The organism is Vibrio sp. PID23_8 (assembly GCF_003584965.1).
GTDB lineage: Bacteria > Pseudomonadota > Gammaproteobacteria > Enterobacterales > Vibrionaceae > Vibrio.
This window is the reverse complement of record NZ_LIXE01000017.1, coordinates 34,404-49,633: the sequence shown is the minus strand read 5'-3', so window position 1 is coordinate 49,633 and position 15,230 is coordinate 34,404. Positions and strand designations below refer to the sequence as shown.

The following is a 15,230-nucleotide window of genomic DNA, read 5'->3' as shown; positions in this document are numbered from 1 at the left end:
AGAAGTAATTTTAAAGCTATTATCGTTCCAACAGAACGATAATGAATTGACTGTGCCAAGTCTTGCGACTTGATTGGTCACTCAGTTCATTGAAACCTAATTTGATACCAAGGTATCTAATTGGATTATCATCAACGAGTGCCCACACAGATTGATAGGTCTATATTGTTAAAGAGCTTTTCTAATCAACTTGGCGCTTCTGCGCTTCGTGGTTAGGGGTGCGTACTTTACGCTTCCCGTTTTGAGAGTCAAGCGTTTTTTCAAACTTCTTTTCTCCCTTTCCAACTCGTCGTGTTACTTTCGTCTCACTCCGTGTCGGTGGATGCGCAGTATAGGGAACTGAGAAATGAACACAACCTTTTTTCGAAAAAAAACAATTCAACCGCTCACTTATCCATCAAACACGTTGTATCTGCATATTTCTTCGTCACATTTGAGACATGTCACAGCAATTGGTTGGAAAAAAACCAACCATATACGTAAGATCCATGTGTCTATTTTGTTAATAGGCAACTTACTTAATTCTTATCTATATGTAGTAATTAAAATGACTTCTAAAAAAAATCTGATCTTATGTGCCGGGTTAGCGGTCGTTGGGGGAGTTGTCTTCTCTCAATTGGCTATTTCGCCAGCCTTCAGCTTCGTTATTGGTGTCGCCGCTACTGCTTTTCTATTTTCACTTTCTAGCAAGACACCTGTTATTCAACCTTCGAATACCGATCCTTCTACTAAAACGCTGTATGTCGGTAACCTGCCTTATAAAGCAAATGAGAGTCACGTGCGTGATTTATTTGCGCAATATGGTCAAGTCTACGCTGTGCGCTTAATGAAAGATAAGCGCACAGGCAAAAGAAGAGGGTTTGGTTTTGTCGTAATAGCAGCAGAGGATGCTGAACCAGCCATCGCTAAACTAAATGAAAAAGAATATATGGAACGAACATTGAAAGTTCGAATTGCTAACGATCCAAAACACCAGGATGGCGATAAACCTGAACAGGATTAAATCCTAGTTTCGCCAAACAAACGTTCAGTGCATCTTCTTCCCAAGGAGGTGCACTGGCATAAATCTTCTTAGCCCCCTCTTCTTTACTTTCTTCTATTTCCTGATTGAATAATAACGCTTTCACTCGACGAGCAATCGCTTCACCAGAGTCAATCAGAGTCACTTCACCATCTAACGCTTGATGAATTTCTTCTTTCATCAATGGGAAGTGTGTACAACCTAGCACGGCGACATCAACTTTATCTCGCAAGGGCGAAAGGATCGTCTTTAATTCATTCATCGAGATCGACTGACCACGCAGCTTTTCTTCTGCCATATCAACCAAACGCGTAGAGCCAAGGAGTTCTACCGGTTTACCTTGTGCAAAATCACGAATCAATTCATGTGTGTACTGGCGGGTGACGGTTGCCGGTGTTGCAATAAGCCCAACCCCTTGAGATGCAAGTAAGGAAGCAGGCTTGATCGCTGGCACGACACCGACGACAGGTATGGATAAGCTTTCACGTAACGAGGGAAGCACAATAGTACTCGCGGTATTGCACGCGATGACCACAATATCTACCTGATGATCTTCAACTAATGCTGACACCAGTTGATTAACACGTGATATCAAGACATCCTGATCAAGCTCACCGTATGGGTAAGCTTCATTGTCGAACAAATACAAGTAATCCATGTGTGGCAGAAGTCGGTGGATTTCTTGAAAGACAGATAGCCCTCCGACACCGGAATCAAACACTAGGACTTTTTTCTTACTTGATGCTCGCACGAGTCTTACCTGCAAATTAGAGACCCGGCGATCATACTGGTTAGATTTGGTTTGGCAATGCTTTAACTGGGTATCTTTGATAGCGGCATTACGCCTCAGTCCCACTCCAAGCTTAGTTAATGCAATATGTCTTTGAAATAAACAAGACCGCCTATACGGCGGCCTTAACTCCTCAAGCGCTATTAAAAGCGATAGTCTGCTGAGACAAAGTACTGACGCCCCGGAGTCGCGTAGCCCGAATACATCTCGTAATCCTTATCGAATGCATTGCTCAGTTTCGCATTAATATCCCAACTTTGGTTTACAGCGTAAGAAGCAGTGAAGATCCATAGACTATAACTAGGGAGTCTATTGCCATTATAGAAGCGCTCACCTTGGTACAGATACTGCGAACCCAGCGTCCATTGGTCAAATGTTGCGTAAGCATTCCACTTAGCACCGCGTTTTGAACGGTAAGCTAATTGAGTGTCTTCTGCTCCGGATTTATCGATAGGATCTTTGTAATCGAGATAGAACTCGTGAGAAACAACATCCGTGTCGAACTTCACTTCTAGCTCAACACCTTTGATTTCTGCTTCGCCGACATTTTGCATGCCCGCACCTTCCCAAATCAGCATATTCTCAATTTGGTTGTAGTAACCCGTTACCGTCCAATCAACAATGGATGCCGCGCCAGATAGAGAGATCTCCGTATTTTCTGACTCTTCTGGTTTTAAGTTTGGCATTTCAGAACCTGGGTAGTACAAGTCAACAAAGCTTGGGGCGCGAAAAGCGGTGCCGTGACTCAAGGTCAGCTCGTAACCTTCGTAAACTTTCCAACTAGCAGCCGTTTGCCATGTGGTGTTGTTACCAAACTGATTGTTTTCGTCATTACGTACACTTGCTTCTAGCGTCCATACGTCAAATACATACTGAGCAATAGCGCTAACACCAAAGTTGGTTCTTGGGTTCTTGTCTGGTGCGTAGTCTTGTGCTGGTCCCCAATCACTTGGTGCAATGTAGCCTTTTGCGAGCTTCTCAGTGCGATAGTCCAAGCTACCACCAACGCTTAGCTCATCATTCACACTGTACGAGTTAAGCCAAAAAGCATTGAATTGCTCAATGGCAACATGATCACCTTTTGATTTAGACTGGTTCGCTTTGTAGTCATAGTTGTCTTGCTGACCGTAAGCGATTTTCAGCTCTGAAGAATACAGCTCTTTTGAGTATTCCAATGACAAGTCTGCACCAACGTATTCCACATCACCCGTTTTCTTTTCGTGCTTATCGACAGTGTCCCAATCTGGGTTTCCATAGTTACTATTGTCGTAGTCATATTCATTGTTATATGCCGTCACACCAACGTAACCTGTCACATTCTCAAAGAAGTGCTGCTGATAGCCCAATTTAAAGTTAAAAGACTCAAAGCCGTGCTCATCACCGTCATTAACGCTCGGCAATGGCTTAACATTAAAACCATCCGTTTTCTCATAACCTAACACCCCCTTTATGTGCTTATCTTCGCCGATCGGTTTAGAGACAACAAAGGTGCCTTGGGTATGGTTATCAGAACCGTAGCCAGCGGATACTTTACTCGCATCACTATCAATATTTGCACGAGTAATAATGTTGATAACGCCAGAAATCGCTTCTGAACCGTAGATAGAAGCGCGAGCACCACGGATATAGTCGATGCGTTCAATGGCGTTAATTGGAAACTGGTTAAAGTCCACACCACCCATTATTGCTCTTGGCATACGCACACCATCGACTAGCACAAGGACCTGGGATAAACTGCCGCCCCGAACATAAAGTGAAGCACTTTGTCCACGACCACCATACTGCGCGACTTCAACACTAGGTAAAGTCCGGAATACATCCACCAAGCTTTGCGCTTGCAGACGCTCAATGTCTTCTTTGGTAACGGTCACCGTTTGTGCCAGTACCGCACCATCAATTTGTGTGAATCGGTTTGCCGTCACCACAACGGTTTCATCGGCCGTTGTTACTTGAGCATGTAAATAAGAGGTAGGTGAAAACAGCGATACACACGTGATCGCAAGAAGGGTTTTTCTCATTATGTTATCCTAAATCGCGTAATTCCTACCGAGCCCTACTGTTTAAGTAGTCCAATGCTGTGGCTCGGGTGCTGGCAGGTATTCGGACTTAAGAGCAAGGCTTACGCCACCTACTTACTCGACTTCCCACACAAACTAATGCAGTGTCTTGATGAGCGTTCGTTCTCTTTTACCGCTGCGCGTCAGTTCTGGATTTTCACCAGATTCCCATTTCAGCCATCTAGATTGCTAGATAACACCAGCTTGGGCAAATACTATTAAGCTATTGATTATTTGTCTAGCCAAGAATCCCCATCAAATTACTTATACTCTCGTTCATTTCTCGATCTACCGACGCAAAGCACACTATCTTTAAATCAATTGAGGTACAAAACTGGACATACTGTTGAGATTGAATAAAATCTGCGCTCTAAAATTGAATGCACCATAAAAGGTAAGATCATGGCTACTCTTGATGTAAACCCACAACGCTACCAAGAACAACTGGCTGAAAAAGTCGAACGTTTGACAAATATGTTCGCGCCATACAACGTGCCAGAACTTGAAGTGTTTGAATCCCCAGAGCAGCACTACCGTATGCGTGCTGAGTTCCGCGTTTGGCATGAGGGTGAAGATCTTTACTACATCATGTTTGACCAAGAAACTCGTGAAAAATACCGCGTTGACCAATTCCCTGCGGCAAGTCGTCTGATCAATGATTTGATGCCACTATTGGTTGAAGCAATGAAAGACAACGAATCACTACGCCGCAAATTGTTCCAAGTGGATTTCCTATCGACGTTGAGTGGCGAGGTTTTGGTTTCTTTGCTTTACCACCGTCAACTTGATGATGAATGGATTGAAAACGCAAAAGCACTGAAGCAACGTCTAAATGATGAAGGCTTTAACCTGAACATCATCGGTCGTGCGCGAAAAATGAAAGTCGTTCTTGACCGCGATTACGTCATTGAGAAGCTCGATGTAAACGGAAAAAGTTACATCTACCAGCAAGTTGAAAACAGCTTCACGCAGCCAAACGGAAAAGTAGCAGAAAAAATGCTGGAATGGGCGGTTGACTGTACTCAAGAGAGCACCGGTGATCTACTAGAGCTTTATTGTGGTAACGGTAACTTCTCTTTAGCACTGGCACAGAACTTCGACCGCGTTTTAGCCACTGAGCTAGCGAAACCATCGGTGGTTTCTGCGCAATACAACATCGCAGCGAACAAGATTGATAACGTACAAATCTTAAGACTATCAGCAGAAGAGTTTACGCAAGCCATCGAAGGTAAGCGTGAATTCCGCCGCCTACAAGATGCGGGTGTGGACCTGAAGAGCTACAACTGCAATACGATTTTTGTCGACCCGCCACGCTCAGGTATGGATGTAGACACGTGTAAAATGGTGCAAGGTTACGGACGCATTATGTACATCTCTTGCAACCCTGAGACACTAAAAGAGAACCTGGACATTCTATGTGAAACACATAACGTAACGCGTTTTGCTTTGTTTGATCAATTCCCTTACACGCACCACATGGAAGCAGGTGTTCTGCTTGAGCGTAAAGCGTAATCCACCAGCATCAGGCATAAAAAAAGCGAGCTCAGTAGCTCGCTTTTTTATTGGATTCGATTTGCTTATTCTACCGCGTTTTTCTTGTTCATAAAGCCCAGTTTCTTACCGATCCAAGCCAATAAGATCAGAGAAACCAGGATAGCAAAGAAGTTCGAGCCTGCTTCTGGGTATTGCGCTTTGATAAACGCAGAGTGACCAAAAGCTCCCACAAAGAAACATGCTAGCCCCACGAGCGGGATATCTTCTGATACCGGATTGTTAAGATATTCTTGGTACAGCGCTTGTACCGCCAACACAAGAGCAATCAAAGGAAAGATGGAGAACGACACTTCACTCATGGTCAACCATGACAACAAAGCATCACCACATATACCTGCAACCAGCGCCAAAATCAGCGTTTTCTTTTCAGATTTATTTCCATTCGACATTATTCTATCCCGCCTTTTAATCGGTTACGTTCACGTTCTTTGCGATACCAATAGGCCCCTTTGGCTATCATTCGCAATTGCATGATCAATCGCTCGGCGAGTTCATCGCGTTCACGTCGATCTAAATCTAAAGCTTCTGCACCAGAGCTAAATACCAAGGTCACCGATGCCTCTGCTTGAGTAAACGCCTCTTCCCTAGTCATTCCAGTGCTCATTAAATACTCTGTTAATTCTGCCGCAAAATGCTGAATTTCTCGAGCGACGGCAGTACGAAATTCAGAAGAAGTGCCAGAGCGCTCACGCAGCAATAAGCGGAAAACGTTAGGACTACTTGCAATGAATTCCATGAAGGTTTCAACCGAAGTTCGAATTACACTGCCTTCTTTGACAATACGCTGGCGTGCCTGTCGCATCAGTTGGCGTAATAGCAAACCACCTTCATCAACCATGGTTAAGCCTAGCTCATCCATATCTTTGAAGTGCCGATAAAAAGAAGTGGGTGCAATCCCCGCTTCTCGAGCGACTTCTCGCAAGCTGAGATTGGAAAAACTACGATCCGCACTTAATTGATTAAATGCCGCATCGATCAGCGAGCGACGTGTTTTTTCTTTTTGTTGTGCACGGATTCCCATTGATTTCATTCTTAAACTGGCTCTTCTTTTCATTCGGGTACGAGAGTGTCAATATAACGCATATCCCCCCTACGTATAAAGCGACGTTATCTCGGTTCAAATTGACCAAAGCGAGCCTCGAACACGTTACTACTGGCTTATATCCGAATGCAATCTTCCCTACTCAATTTGTAGACATACCGCATAGCAAATAGTTATTTTATTCATTTCTGCGTGATCACTTCCACTCTCTAGCAGCCATTACATACCACCTACTGTGTAAATAAGTTAACATCCCGCAACAGCAATGTTACGCAAATATAACAAGGAAACCATCATGGCGCATGCTAATCACTATGACGTGATCGTAATTGGTAGTGGTCCCGGGGGAGAAGGGGCGGCAATGGGTTTAACCAAAGCAGGACTGAATGTCGCCATTGTAGAAAAAGAAAGTAGCGTGGGTGGCGGATGCACGCACTGGGGAACCATACCTTCGAAAGCATTGCGCCATGCCGTTAGTCGTATTATTGAGTTCAACAACAACCCATTATTTTGTCGTAATAACACAAGTATTCATGCCACATTTTCTGACATTTTAGGCCATGCAAAATCGGTCATCGACAAGCAAACTCGACTTCGCCAGGGCTTTTATGATCGTAACTCGTGCACGTTATTGTTTGGTACAGCACGCTTTATCGATAATAATTCGATTGCATTGATGCAAAGCGATGGTACGGAAGAAATCTTCTCTGCTGATAAATTTGTTATCGCGACAGGTTCTCGCCCTTACCAACCGAACAACGTCGACTTCTTACATGAGCGTATTTACGACAGCGATTCTATCCTGAGTTTGAAGCACGATCCTCGCCACATCATCATTTACGGCGCAGGGGTAATTGGTTGTGAGTACGCATCAATCTTCCGTGGACTTGGCGTAAAGACCGACCTGATTAACACTCGTGATCGCCTGCTCTCCTTCCTTGATAACGAAGTCTCCGATGCGCTTTCTTACCACTTCTGGAACAGTGGCGTTGTGATTCGCAATGATGAAACCTTTGAGAAAATAGAAGGCACCGAGGATGGGGTTATCGTCCATCTACAGTCCGGTAAAAAAATGAAGGCAGATTGCCTACTGTATGCCAATGGTCGTACGGGCAACACGGACAAACTGAACCTTGCGGTCGTTGGGCTTGAAGCCGACTCTCGCGGTCAGCTTAAAGTCGATGATAACTACCGTACCGATATCGAGCACATCTACGCCGTAGGTGATGTGATTGGCTATCCTAGTCTAGCCAGTGCTGCGTATGACCAAGGTCGTTTCGTGGCACAAGCCATCACCAAAGGACAAGCCGACGGCAATCTGATTGATGATATCCCGACGGGTATCTACACCATTCCAGAAATCAGCTCAGTAGGTAAAACCGAGCAAGAACTGACTGCGGCGAAAGTGCCTTACGAAGTGGGACGCTCTTTATTCAAGCATCTAGCTCGTGCACAGATTGCAGGTAAAGACATCGGCAGCTTGAAGATCCTCTTCCATCGCGAAACCAAAGAGATTCTTGGTATTCACTGCTTTGGTGAGCGCGCTGCGGAAATCATCCACATCGGTCAGGCCATCATGGAGCAAAAAGGCGAAGCCAATACGATTGAATACTTCGTCAATACCACTTTCAACTACCCGACGATGGCAGAAGCGTATCGCGTAGCCGCACTGAACGGATTGAACCGATTATTCTAATTCAATTGGGTTGCCATGATCCAAAAACTAAAACAGCAGGTTTCGACCTGCTGTTTTTTGTAATTAAGCGAGGAAGCTTCCCTTTCGCCACTGATAGAAGAAGATGACCCCAAGTCCAATCCCCCGCATCGCCATAAAGCTAGTCATCGCAAACCACAATGCATGGTTTTGCCAGCCAGAGAACAAAAAGAAAATCGCGAAGAAGCAGCACGTCGCGACAAACATACTGTTACGCATGTCCTTACCTTTGGTCGCACCAACAAAAATACCATCGAATAGAAAGCACCACATCGATGTTAATGGCATTACTACCAGCCACGGTAAATAAACGGACGCTTGTTGCTGTACGACTTCAATTGATGTGATCATGGCGATCAAATGCGATCCCACCAAAGCAAATACCGCAGTCAGACCCAAACAGATGATCAGACTCCAGAAAAAGGTACCAATTAACGACGCACTGAGTTGTGCTCGGTCTTTCGCGCCAATCGCTTTCCCCACCATGGCTTCCATAGCGTAAGCAAAACCATCCATGCCGTAGGAAATCAGCATCAAGAAACTCATCAATACCGCATTAGCTGCCACCACATCATCACCAAAGCTCGCTCCTTGGAAAGTCATAAAGCTAAATGCTGCTTGCAAGCATAATGAGCGTAAGAAGATATCGCGATTGAGTTTTACAAAGCGCCCTAGCCCATGTTGAGTATCGGTAAGCAAACTCTTTGGAGACGGCAACTGGCGCGCTTGCCATGTTTTCCACACGCACAGTAAGCCAAATGCCATGCCTGAGTAGTCTGCAATGACAGACGCAAGCGCCACGCCTTCTACTTTCCAACCCAAACCAATCACAAACAACAAATCGAGCGCGATGTTAGTTGCGTTAGTGATGATCACCATCCACATTGGTGCTTTGGCGTTTTGCGTTCCAAGCAACCAACCCAATAACACAAAGTTCATCAATGCCGCTGGCGCACTCCACACACGGATAGAGAAATATTGTATGCCGTAGCGCTTCACTTCCGCACTGGCATCACTCCAACCAAAGATCAGATCTGCAATCGGATGATGAGCAATAAGAAAGACCAACGCGAACAGCAATGCCATGACTGAACCTTGCATGAACACCAACGCCAACTGTTTGCGATCTTCGCCGCCATAAGACTGTGCTGCCAATCCAGTGGTCGACATACGTAAAAAGCCAAGTAGCCAGAACGTCACGCTGATCATCGTGCTACCCAACGCGACACCCCCCAGATACCAAGCGTGCTCAAGGTGGCCGATCACAGCGGCGTCAACCAAGCCCAATAGTGGGACAGTAATATTCGATAGCACCATCGGGATTGCGAGCATTAACACCTGACGATGAACTCGAGGATTTGATAAAGGAGAAAAGATTGAGTTTGTCACAGGCGCCTCTTTAGTGGGCCTGAACTCGAACAAAGAAGCCAGGCAATGTAGGCGCAAGAGTGTACATGAGAGTTTAATAACTCGCCAATAACCGCTTGATATACCAATCGGAATAACCCATCTGTTACCCTTATTGGTTAATGTTGAGAACGAACATACATAAAGCCCAGCGAGAGTGCTGGGCTTTGAGGGAAAGTATTACATCCAGTCCGTGTTGCGAATAATGCCAACCGCCAGACCTTCGATCGCCAGATGCTGAGACGTCAAATCAACTTGAATAGGCGCAAACTCTTCGTTTTCTGCATGCAGCAATACCGTTGAGCCTTTGCGCTCCAGACGCTTCACCGTCACATCATCATCAACACGAGCAACGACCACCTGACCATCACGCACATCTTGGGTTTTGTGCACAGCCAGTAAGTCGCCATCCATGATGCCAATGTCTTTCATACTTTCGCCGTTTACGCGAAGTAGGAAATCCGCTTTCGGTTTGAACATGGCCGGATCCACTTGATAGTGCGATTCCACATGCTCTTGAGCCAGAATCGGCTCACCGGCAGCAACTTGACCAATCAAAGGCAAACCTTGATCGTCGTTCGCTGCATCTTCCAGTAGGATTCGTATCCCACGAGATGCCCCTGGTATAATTTCAATCGCTTGTTTACGAGCAAGGGCTTTTAGGTGTTCTTCTGCGGCATTCGCAGAGCGGAAGCCAAGCTCACGCGCAATCTCTGCACGAGTTGGTGGCATTCCAGTATCTTCGATTTTGCTTTTAATCAAATCGAAGACTTGTTGTTGGCGCGGCGTTAACGGCTTCATATGTCACCTGTCTTTTTATACAGTTAACTGTGAGTATATCCAGTAAATGAACAAATGAAAACCCAATTGGTTGTTTTTTAATTTATTTGATTCGCTTCCTGAGCGCCCTCACCAACCTTAACTTAGCTGGCGTTTTAAACACACCGCTCCCTATTCCACGAAAGAAAGCCATCACCTCGGCAATCGACCAATTTGCACTCAATAAAATTAAAAGGTTTGATCAGTTTCTGATATCCTTACACCGCTTAAATTTTATCGCCTAGGCTTATTTCTATAGCCGTATCTATTTCCTTCCTTATTAATGTGGGGAAAGCGGACACAGAAATAAGGTTGGGCTTGTTTGAATACCTATTGAGGCTGTGAACTTTATGTCTTCTGGACAATCATTTTCACGTTCATTACTAAAACTACCTTTATCGGTAATGGTAAAGGGCACCACAATTCCATCGAATCCGATTGACGATCTCAACATCGACCTAACCAAACCGATTGTGTATGCCTTACCGTTCCGTTCGAACGTGGATTTGCTGACACTACAAAAGCAAACTCTGAGCCTTGGTCTACCTGACCCGCTCAGCCCATTGGAAGTCAACGGCAAGACACTGAACCGTTTCGTGTTCATTGCGTCTCCTCCAACCATGATGAGCAATGACAATGATGCACCTAGCGAATCGGTCTCTCTCTTTACTGACCTACTGGAATTGCACAAGCTCGACAGCGAACTTGATGTTCAGATGCTCCCAGTAACAGTGCTGTGGGGTCGTAAACCAGGTAAAGAAGAGAACCACAAGCCATACCTTCAGCCAATGAATGGCCCGCAAAAAGCAAAAGCAGTCATGGCCGCAGGTCGCGACTGTTTAGTTCGCTTCAGCCCGGTGGTGTCTCTGCGTTACATGGCCGACTCCCACGGTACGGACAGTGCCATCGCGCATAAGCTGGCGCGTGTCGCTCGTATCCACTTCTCTCGTCAAAAACTGGCTGCGTCAGGTCCAAACTTGCCTCAACGCGAAGTGCTGTTTGCTCGTCTAATGCAATCGCCAGCGATAGAGAAAGCGATTGAAGATGAAGCGCAGAGCAAAAACATCTCGATTGAAAAAGCACGCAAAGAAGCCCATGACATCATGGATGAAATTGCCGCTGACTTCTCTTATGGTTTGGTGAAAAACGGCGATCGCATTCTTGGTTGGCTATGGACAAAACTGTACCAAGGTCTGCACATCAATAACGCGTCGACCGTTCGTCGCCTAGCGCAAGATGGTCATGAGATTGTGTACGTGCCATGTCACCGCAGTCATATGGACTACCTACTGCTTTCTTACGTTCTGTACCATGAAGGTATGGTGCCTCCGCACATTGCTGCAGGTATTAACCTGAATTTCTTCCCAGCAGGCCCAATCTTCCGTCGCGGCGGGGCGTTCTTTATTCGTCGTAGCTTTAAAGGCAACAAGCTGTACTCAACGATTTTCCGTGAGTACCTATCCGAACTGTTCGCGAAAGGTTACTCGGTTGAGTACTTCAGCGAAGGCGGTCGTTCACGCACAGGGCGTCTACTGCAAGCAAAAACCGGTATGTTGGCCATGACGATTCAAGCGATGCTGCGCGGTCTAAACCGTCCAGTCACGCTAGTACCTGTTTACATCGGTTACGAGCACGTCATGGAAGTGGGCACTTACGCCAAAGAACTTCGCGGTTCACGCAAAGAGAAAGAAAACGCCGGCCTTGTGTTGCGTACTCTGCGTAAGCTGCGCAACTTTGGGCTTGGCTATGTGAACTTTGGTAAGCCAATTCAGCTAAACCAATACCTGAATGAGCACGCTCCTGAGTGGACGAAAGACATCGACCGCATGGGCGGCAGCAAGCCACAATGGATGAACCCTGTGGTGAATGATCTAGCAAACAAGATGATGACGCACATTAACGATGCGGCAGCGACCAACGCACTCACACTGTGTGCAACAGCGCTACTGGCCTCTCGTCAACGCGCCTTGTCTCGTGACTCGCTGATCAATCAGATTGAGTGCTACTTAAAGCTACTTAAGAACACCCCATATTCAAGCACTTCAACCGTTCCAACAGAAAGTGCTGAAGAGTTGGTTGATCACGCCATCTCTCTGGATAAGTTTGTGATTGAAACGGACACCATGGGTGACATCATTTCGCTGGATCGTAGCCAGTCGATTCTGATGACTTACTACCGCAACAACATCATTCACTTGTTTGCGCTACCGTCATTGATTGCACAGATGATCATTCGTCAGCGCAACCTGTCAGTAGAGAAGATTCAAGAGAACGTTGCACAAATTTATCCATTCCTTAAGAAAGAGCTGTTTCTAAGCTACAAAGAAGAGAAACTGAATGATCTCGTCGTGAAGATCTTGAACGAGTTTGCAGAGCAGAAAATGATCAGCCTAGACGGCGGTAAGTTGGAGATCAACCAATCAAACAACCAACCTTTGGTTCTGCTTGGCCGCACGATCACTGAAACATTGCAGCGCTACTCCATCGCGATGAATTTATTGGTTGCCGACCAAGAGCTAGGTAAATCAGATCTAGAACAGCAGAGCCAAGACATTGCTCAACGCTTGGGCCGTCTGCACGGTATCAACGCGCCAGAGTTCTTCGACAAAGGTGTGTTCACTGCAATGTTCAATACGTTGAAAGAACAGCAATACTTAGACAGTGACGGCAATTGCGATTTAGATAAAACGCAACAATTCGCCAAGCTTCTGTTTGCTCTGCTCTATCCTGAAGTGAAGCTCACTATCGAAGAGAGTATCCACCAACTTCAGGCATAAAAACTGAGCTCAGTACAAATTAAAAAGGCATCCGATTGGATGCCTTTTTGTCTTCGAACGATAGTGGCTTGGTAATGAATACTTACCAGAACGCGACAAGTAACCCCATCGCAATCACCATTCCCACATAATTGTTATTGAGGAAGGCTTTAAAACACAAATCGCGTTCACGGTGGCGAATTAAGTGCTGCTGATACACAAACAGAGAAGCGGCAAGTAAAATCGTCCAGTAGTAGCTCTGCCCCAGTTCGTAGTGTTGACCAAGCAGAACCAACATCGCCAAGGTCATCAACTGCAGAACGCCAATCACCAACTTGTCATGACGACCGAACAAGATAGCAGTCGATTTAATACCAATCTTTAAATCATCATCACGGTCGACCATCGCGTATTGAGTGTCGTAAGCAATCGTCCATAATGCGTTAATCACGAACACGAACCACACAATCCATGGCAACTCACCGGTTTGTGCAGCCCATGCCATTGGAATCGCCCAGCTAAATGCCAAGCCCAAAAAGAGTTGCGGCAGGTGAGTATAGCGCTTCATAAATGGATAAATGAAGGCTAATACAATGCCTGCGAAAGAAAGCTGAACCGTCAGCGGGTTCATGGTTAGCACTAATAAGAATGAGCTGATACCCAGAACCAAAAATAGACCAATCGCCTCTTTCGAGGTCACTTTGCCCGATGGCAGTGGGCGCTGTTTGGTACGCTTCACATGGCCATCAACTTTACGATCAGCAAAATCGTTAATCACACAACCAGCGCTACGCATTAGGAACACGCCTAACACAAACACGATGAGTACATTCCAACTTGGCATGCCTTGGGCGGCAATCACAAGGGCCCAAACCGTCGGCCACAATAACAAGAGTGAACCAATTGGGCGATCCATTCGCATCAGTTGCCAATATGCTTTGGCTTTCTCTGCGGTCATTTACACCTTCTCCTTAGCGTAAACTGGTGAACTAGGTAAGAATAACTCAGCGACCAACATAGGTTTGTGATTCATCCACAGTCTTGAACGACGAGCTAATAAGCGGCCTTGAGGCAAACTCACCCACCCCATTTGTAGGGCATCACGTTCAACATTGTCAGCACTAAACACGGTCAAACCTAGCGGAATATCCCCTTGCTGGGCTAAATCGTATTGCTGATCGATCAAGGTAGAACGTGGAATAAGGGTGCGTCCAATGACCCACTCACTATTGTCGCCACGCAAAATCACCTCACGCAGAAGGCAATCTTGCTCAGACAAGAGTTGGCTCTCGTTGCGTTTTAACGTCTTAGCAGCGACGATTTGATTATGCAGTAATTCCACGCTTAGGTGCTGGCAATACTGACTTAAACGGCGTGACAAAGACCCTTGTTCTTCAAGCCAATGCTTGGCGAATTCATTTGGAAATTCAAAATTTTCGGGGTTTTGCCACTCTACTTCCAATAAAGAAGCAAGATAGAGCGATGTCGGCTGATTCATACTAGTATTCAATTAGTGGCTTTATGCGTACAATAAAGCAACAACTTACTGTCTTATTGAAACTGTAAGTTCCGTTATTTGTTATAGGCGGTCATTGTATCAAGACTTAAGCGATTCGAATATCGCGATCCAGAGAAAGAAAAGTTAGAAATATGTACAAACGTTATGTAGCCCAAATTATTTTCGCATTAAGTCTACTTGTTTCCACACCCTCTTGGGCAGAAACAAAAGAAGCAGGACCACAATTAGCCTACTTTACCCTTGAGCCCGATCTCACCACCAACTTCTATACGAAAGGGAAAAAACTCGGTTATGTACAAGTGCGCATCGACATTATGGTCATGAGCCAGCAAGATTTGGCGGTCATTGAACACCACCAACCATTGATTCGTGATGCCGCAATCGAGCTGCTGGGTAAGCAAACTGAAGACACCATCAAATCCCTATCCGGTCGAGAAGATCTACGCAAAACCTTAGTCGCGACACTGAACGAAACACTACTGCCTGAAACAGGTAAAACCATCATTGCTGATCTGTTGTTTACCAAATACCTCTATCAGTAATCGATAAAC

Annotated in this window: 13 protein-coding genes and 1 riboswitch; of the genes, 5 read left to right on the top strand and 8 right to left on the bottom strand. The window is 45.6% G+C overall.

Features of this window, described 5'->3' with window-relative positions:
• The first annotated feature begins 547 nt into the window (after window positions 1-547).
• Window positions 548-1,003, top strand: a complete 456-nt coding sequence (locus AK966_RS18295) for an RNA-binding protein (RefSeq protein WP_119464666.1) — start codon at window positions 548-550, stop codon at window positions 1,001-1,003.
• On the opposite strand, the gene murI is transcribed toward AK966_RS18295, so the two are convergent.
• Complete coding sequence (murI, locus tag AK966_RS18290) at window positions 957-1,772, bottom strand: glutamate racemase (protein WP_099080967.1); 816 nt, start codon at window positions 1,770-1,772, stop codon at window positions 957-959. The genes AK966_RS18295 and murI overlap by 47 nt on opposite strands.
• Window positions 1,773-1,954: 182 nt before the next feature.
• Window positions 1,955-3,829, bottom strand: a complete 1,875-nt coding sequence (locus tag AK966_RS18285; RefSeq protein ID WP_119464665.1) for a TonB-dependent receptor domain-containing protein — start codon at window positions 3,827-3,829, stop codon at window positions 1,955-1,957.
• A gap of 55 nt (window positions 3,830-3,884) precedes the next feature.
• Window positions 3,885-4,087: riboswitch (cobalamin riboswitch) on the bottom strand.
• A 183-nt stretch (window positions 4,088-4,270) separates the two neighbouring features.
• Between AK966_RS18285 and trmA the strand changes: the two genes are divergently transcribed.
• Window positions 4,271-5,380: a tRNA (uridine(54)-C5)-methyltransferase TrmA gene (gene trmA, locus AK966_RS18280; RefSeq protein ID WP_119464664.1), complete on the top strand. Its 1,110-nt coding sequence runs from the start codon at window positions 4,271-4,273 to the stop codon at window positions 5,378-5,380.
• Window positions 5,381-5,445: 65 nt separating this feature from the next.
• On the opposite strand, the gene AK966_RS18275 is transcribed toward trmA, so the two are convergent.
• Together AK966_RS18275 and fabR are read right to left on the bottom strand one after the other, a co-directional pair.
• Complete coding sequence (locus AK966_RS18275; RefSeq protein ID WP_099080964.1) at window positions 5,446-5,811, bottom strand: YijD family membrane protein; 366 nt, start codon at window positions 5,809-5,811, stop codon at window positions 5,446-5,448.
• Complete coding sequence (gene fabR, locus AK966_RS18270; protein ID WP_099080963.1) at window positions 5,811-6,452, bottom strand: HTH-type transcriptional repressor FabR; 642 nt, start codon at window positions 6,450-6,452, stop codon at window positions 5,811-5,813. Before fabR ends, AK966_RS18275 begins: the two co-directional genes overlap by 1 nt.
• Before the next feature lie 277 nt (window positions 6,453-6,729).
• Here fabR and sthA point away from each other — a divergent pair, with 277 nt between their 5' ends.
• Window positions 6,730-8,160 (top strand): Si-specific NAD(P)(+) transhydrogenase, encoded by a 1,431-nt coding sequence (gene sthA / locus AK966_RS18265; RefSeq protein ID WP_119464663.1) that lies wholly within the window; start codon window positions 6,730-6,732, stop codon window positions 8,158-8,160.
• Between the two features lie 63 nt (window positions 8,161-8,223).
• Here sthA and dinF read toward each other — a convergent pair whose 3' ends face one another.
• Complete coding sequence (gene dinF, locus AK966_RS18260) at window positions 8,224-9,567, bottom strand: MATE family efflux transporter DinF (protein ID WP_099080961.1); 1,344 nt, start codon at window positions 9,565-9,567, stop codon at window positions 8,224-8,226.
• A 198-nt stretch (window positions 9,568-9,765) separates the two neighbouring features.
• Window positions 9,766-10,386: a transcriptional repressor LexA gene (lexA, locus tag AK966_RS18255; RefSeq protein WP_099080960.1), complete on the bottom strand. Its 621-nt coding sequence runs from the start codon at window positions 10,384-10,386 to the stop codon at window positions 9,766-9,768.
• Window positions 10,387-10,754: 368 nt separating this feature from the next.
• Here lexA and plsB point away from each other — a divergent pair, with 368 nt between their 5' ends.
• Entirely contained in the window at window positions 10,755-13,181 is a 2,427-nt protein-coding gene (plsB, locus tag AK966_RS18245) for a glycerol-3-phosphate 1-O-acyltransferase PlsB (RefSeq protein ID WP_119464662.1), read from the top strand.
• An 82-nt stretch (window positions 13,182-13,263) separates the two neighbouring features.
• Here the strand turns inward: plsB and ubiA are convergent, their stop codons facing one another.
• Window positions 13,264-14,118, bottom strand: a complete 855-nt coding sequence (gene ubiA, locus AK966_RS18240) for a 4-hydroxybenzoate octaprenyltransferase (RefSeq protein ID WP_099080958.1) — start codon at window positions 14,116-14,118, stop codon at window positions 13,264-13,266.
• Entirely contained in the window at window positions 14,119-14,658 is a 540-nt protein-coding gene (locus AK966_RS18235; protein ID WP_172438191.1) for a chorismate lyase, read from the bottom strand. It lies immediately after the preceding gene.
• A gap of 152 nt (window positions 14,659-14,810) precedes the next feature.
• Here AK966_RS18235 and AK966_RS18230 point away from each other — a divergent pair, with 152 nt between their 5' ends.
• The gene (locus AK966_RS18230) at window positions 14,811-15,221 is read left to right on the top strand and encodes a flagellar basal body-associated protein FliL (RefSeq protein ID WP_119464661.1); all 411 of its coding nucleotides are present in this window, start codon (window positions 14,811-14,813) and stop codon (window positions 15,219-15,221) included.
• The last annotated feature ends 9 nt before the right edge of the window (window positions 15,222-15,230 follow it).

Excerpts from the sequence above, each read along its gene's own strand:
- sthA (WP_119464663.1), top strand. The coding sequence starts at position 6,730 with ATGTTACGCAAATATAACAAGGAAACCATCATGGCGCATGCTAATCAC.
- plsB (WP_119464662.1), top strand. The coding sequence starts at position 10,755 with ATGTCTTCTGGACAATCATTTTCACGTTCATTACTAAAACTACCTTTA.
- ubiA (WP_099080958.1), bottom strand. The coding sequence starts at position 14,118 with ATGACCGCAGAGAAAGCCAAAGCATATTGGCAACTGATGCGAATGGAT.
- lexA (WP_099080960.1), bottom strand. The coding sequence starts at position 10,386 with ATGAAGCCGTTAACGCCGCGCCAACAACAAGTCTTCGATTTGATTAAA.
- AK966_RS18235 (WP_172438191.1), bottom strand. The coding sequence starts at position 14,658 with ATGAATCAGCCGACATCGCTCTATCTTGCTTCTTTATTGGAAGTAGAG.
- AK966_RS18275 (WP_099080964.1), bottom strand. The coding sequence starts at position 5,811 with ATGTCGAATGGAAATAAATCTGAAAAGAAAACGCTGATTTTGGCGCTG.
- AK966_RS18285 (WP_119464665.1), bottom strand. The coding sequence starts at position 3,829 with ATGAGAAAAACCCTTCTTGCGATCACGTGTGTATCGCTGTTTTCACCT.
- fabR (WP_099080963.1), bottom strand. The coding sequence starts at position 6,452 with ATGAAATCAATGGGAATCCGTGCACAACAAAAAGAAAAAACACGTCGC.
- AK966_RS18295 (WP_119464666.1), top strand. The coding sequence starts at position 548 with ATGACTTCTAAAAAAAATCTGATCTTATGTGCCGGGTTAGCGGTCGTT.
- AK966_RS18230 (WP_119464661.1), top strand. The coding sequence starts at position 14,811 with ATGTACAAACGTTATGTAGCCCAAATTATTTTCGCATTAAGTCTACTT.
- trmA (WP_119464664.1), top strand. The coding sequence starts at position 4,271 with ATGGCTACTCTTGATGTAAACCCACAACGCTACCAAGAACAACTGGCT.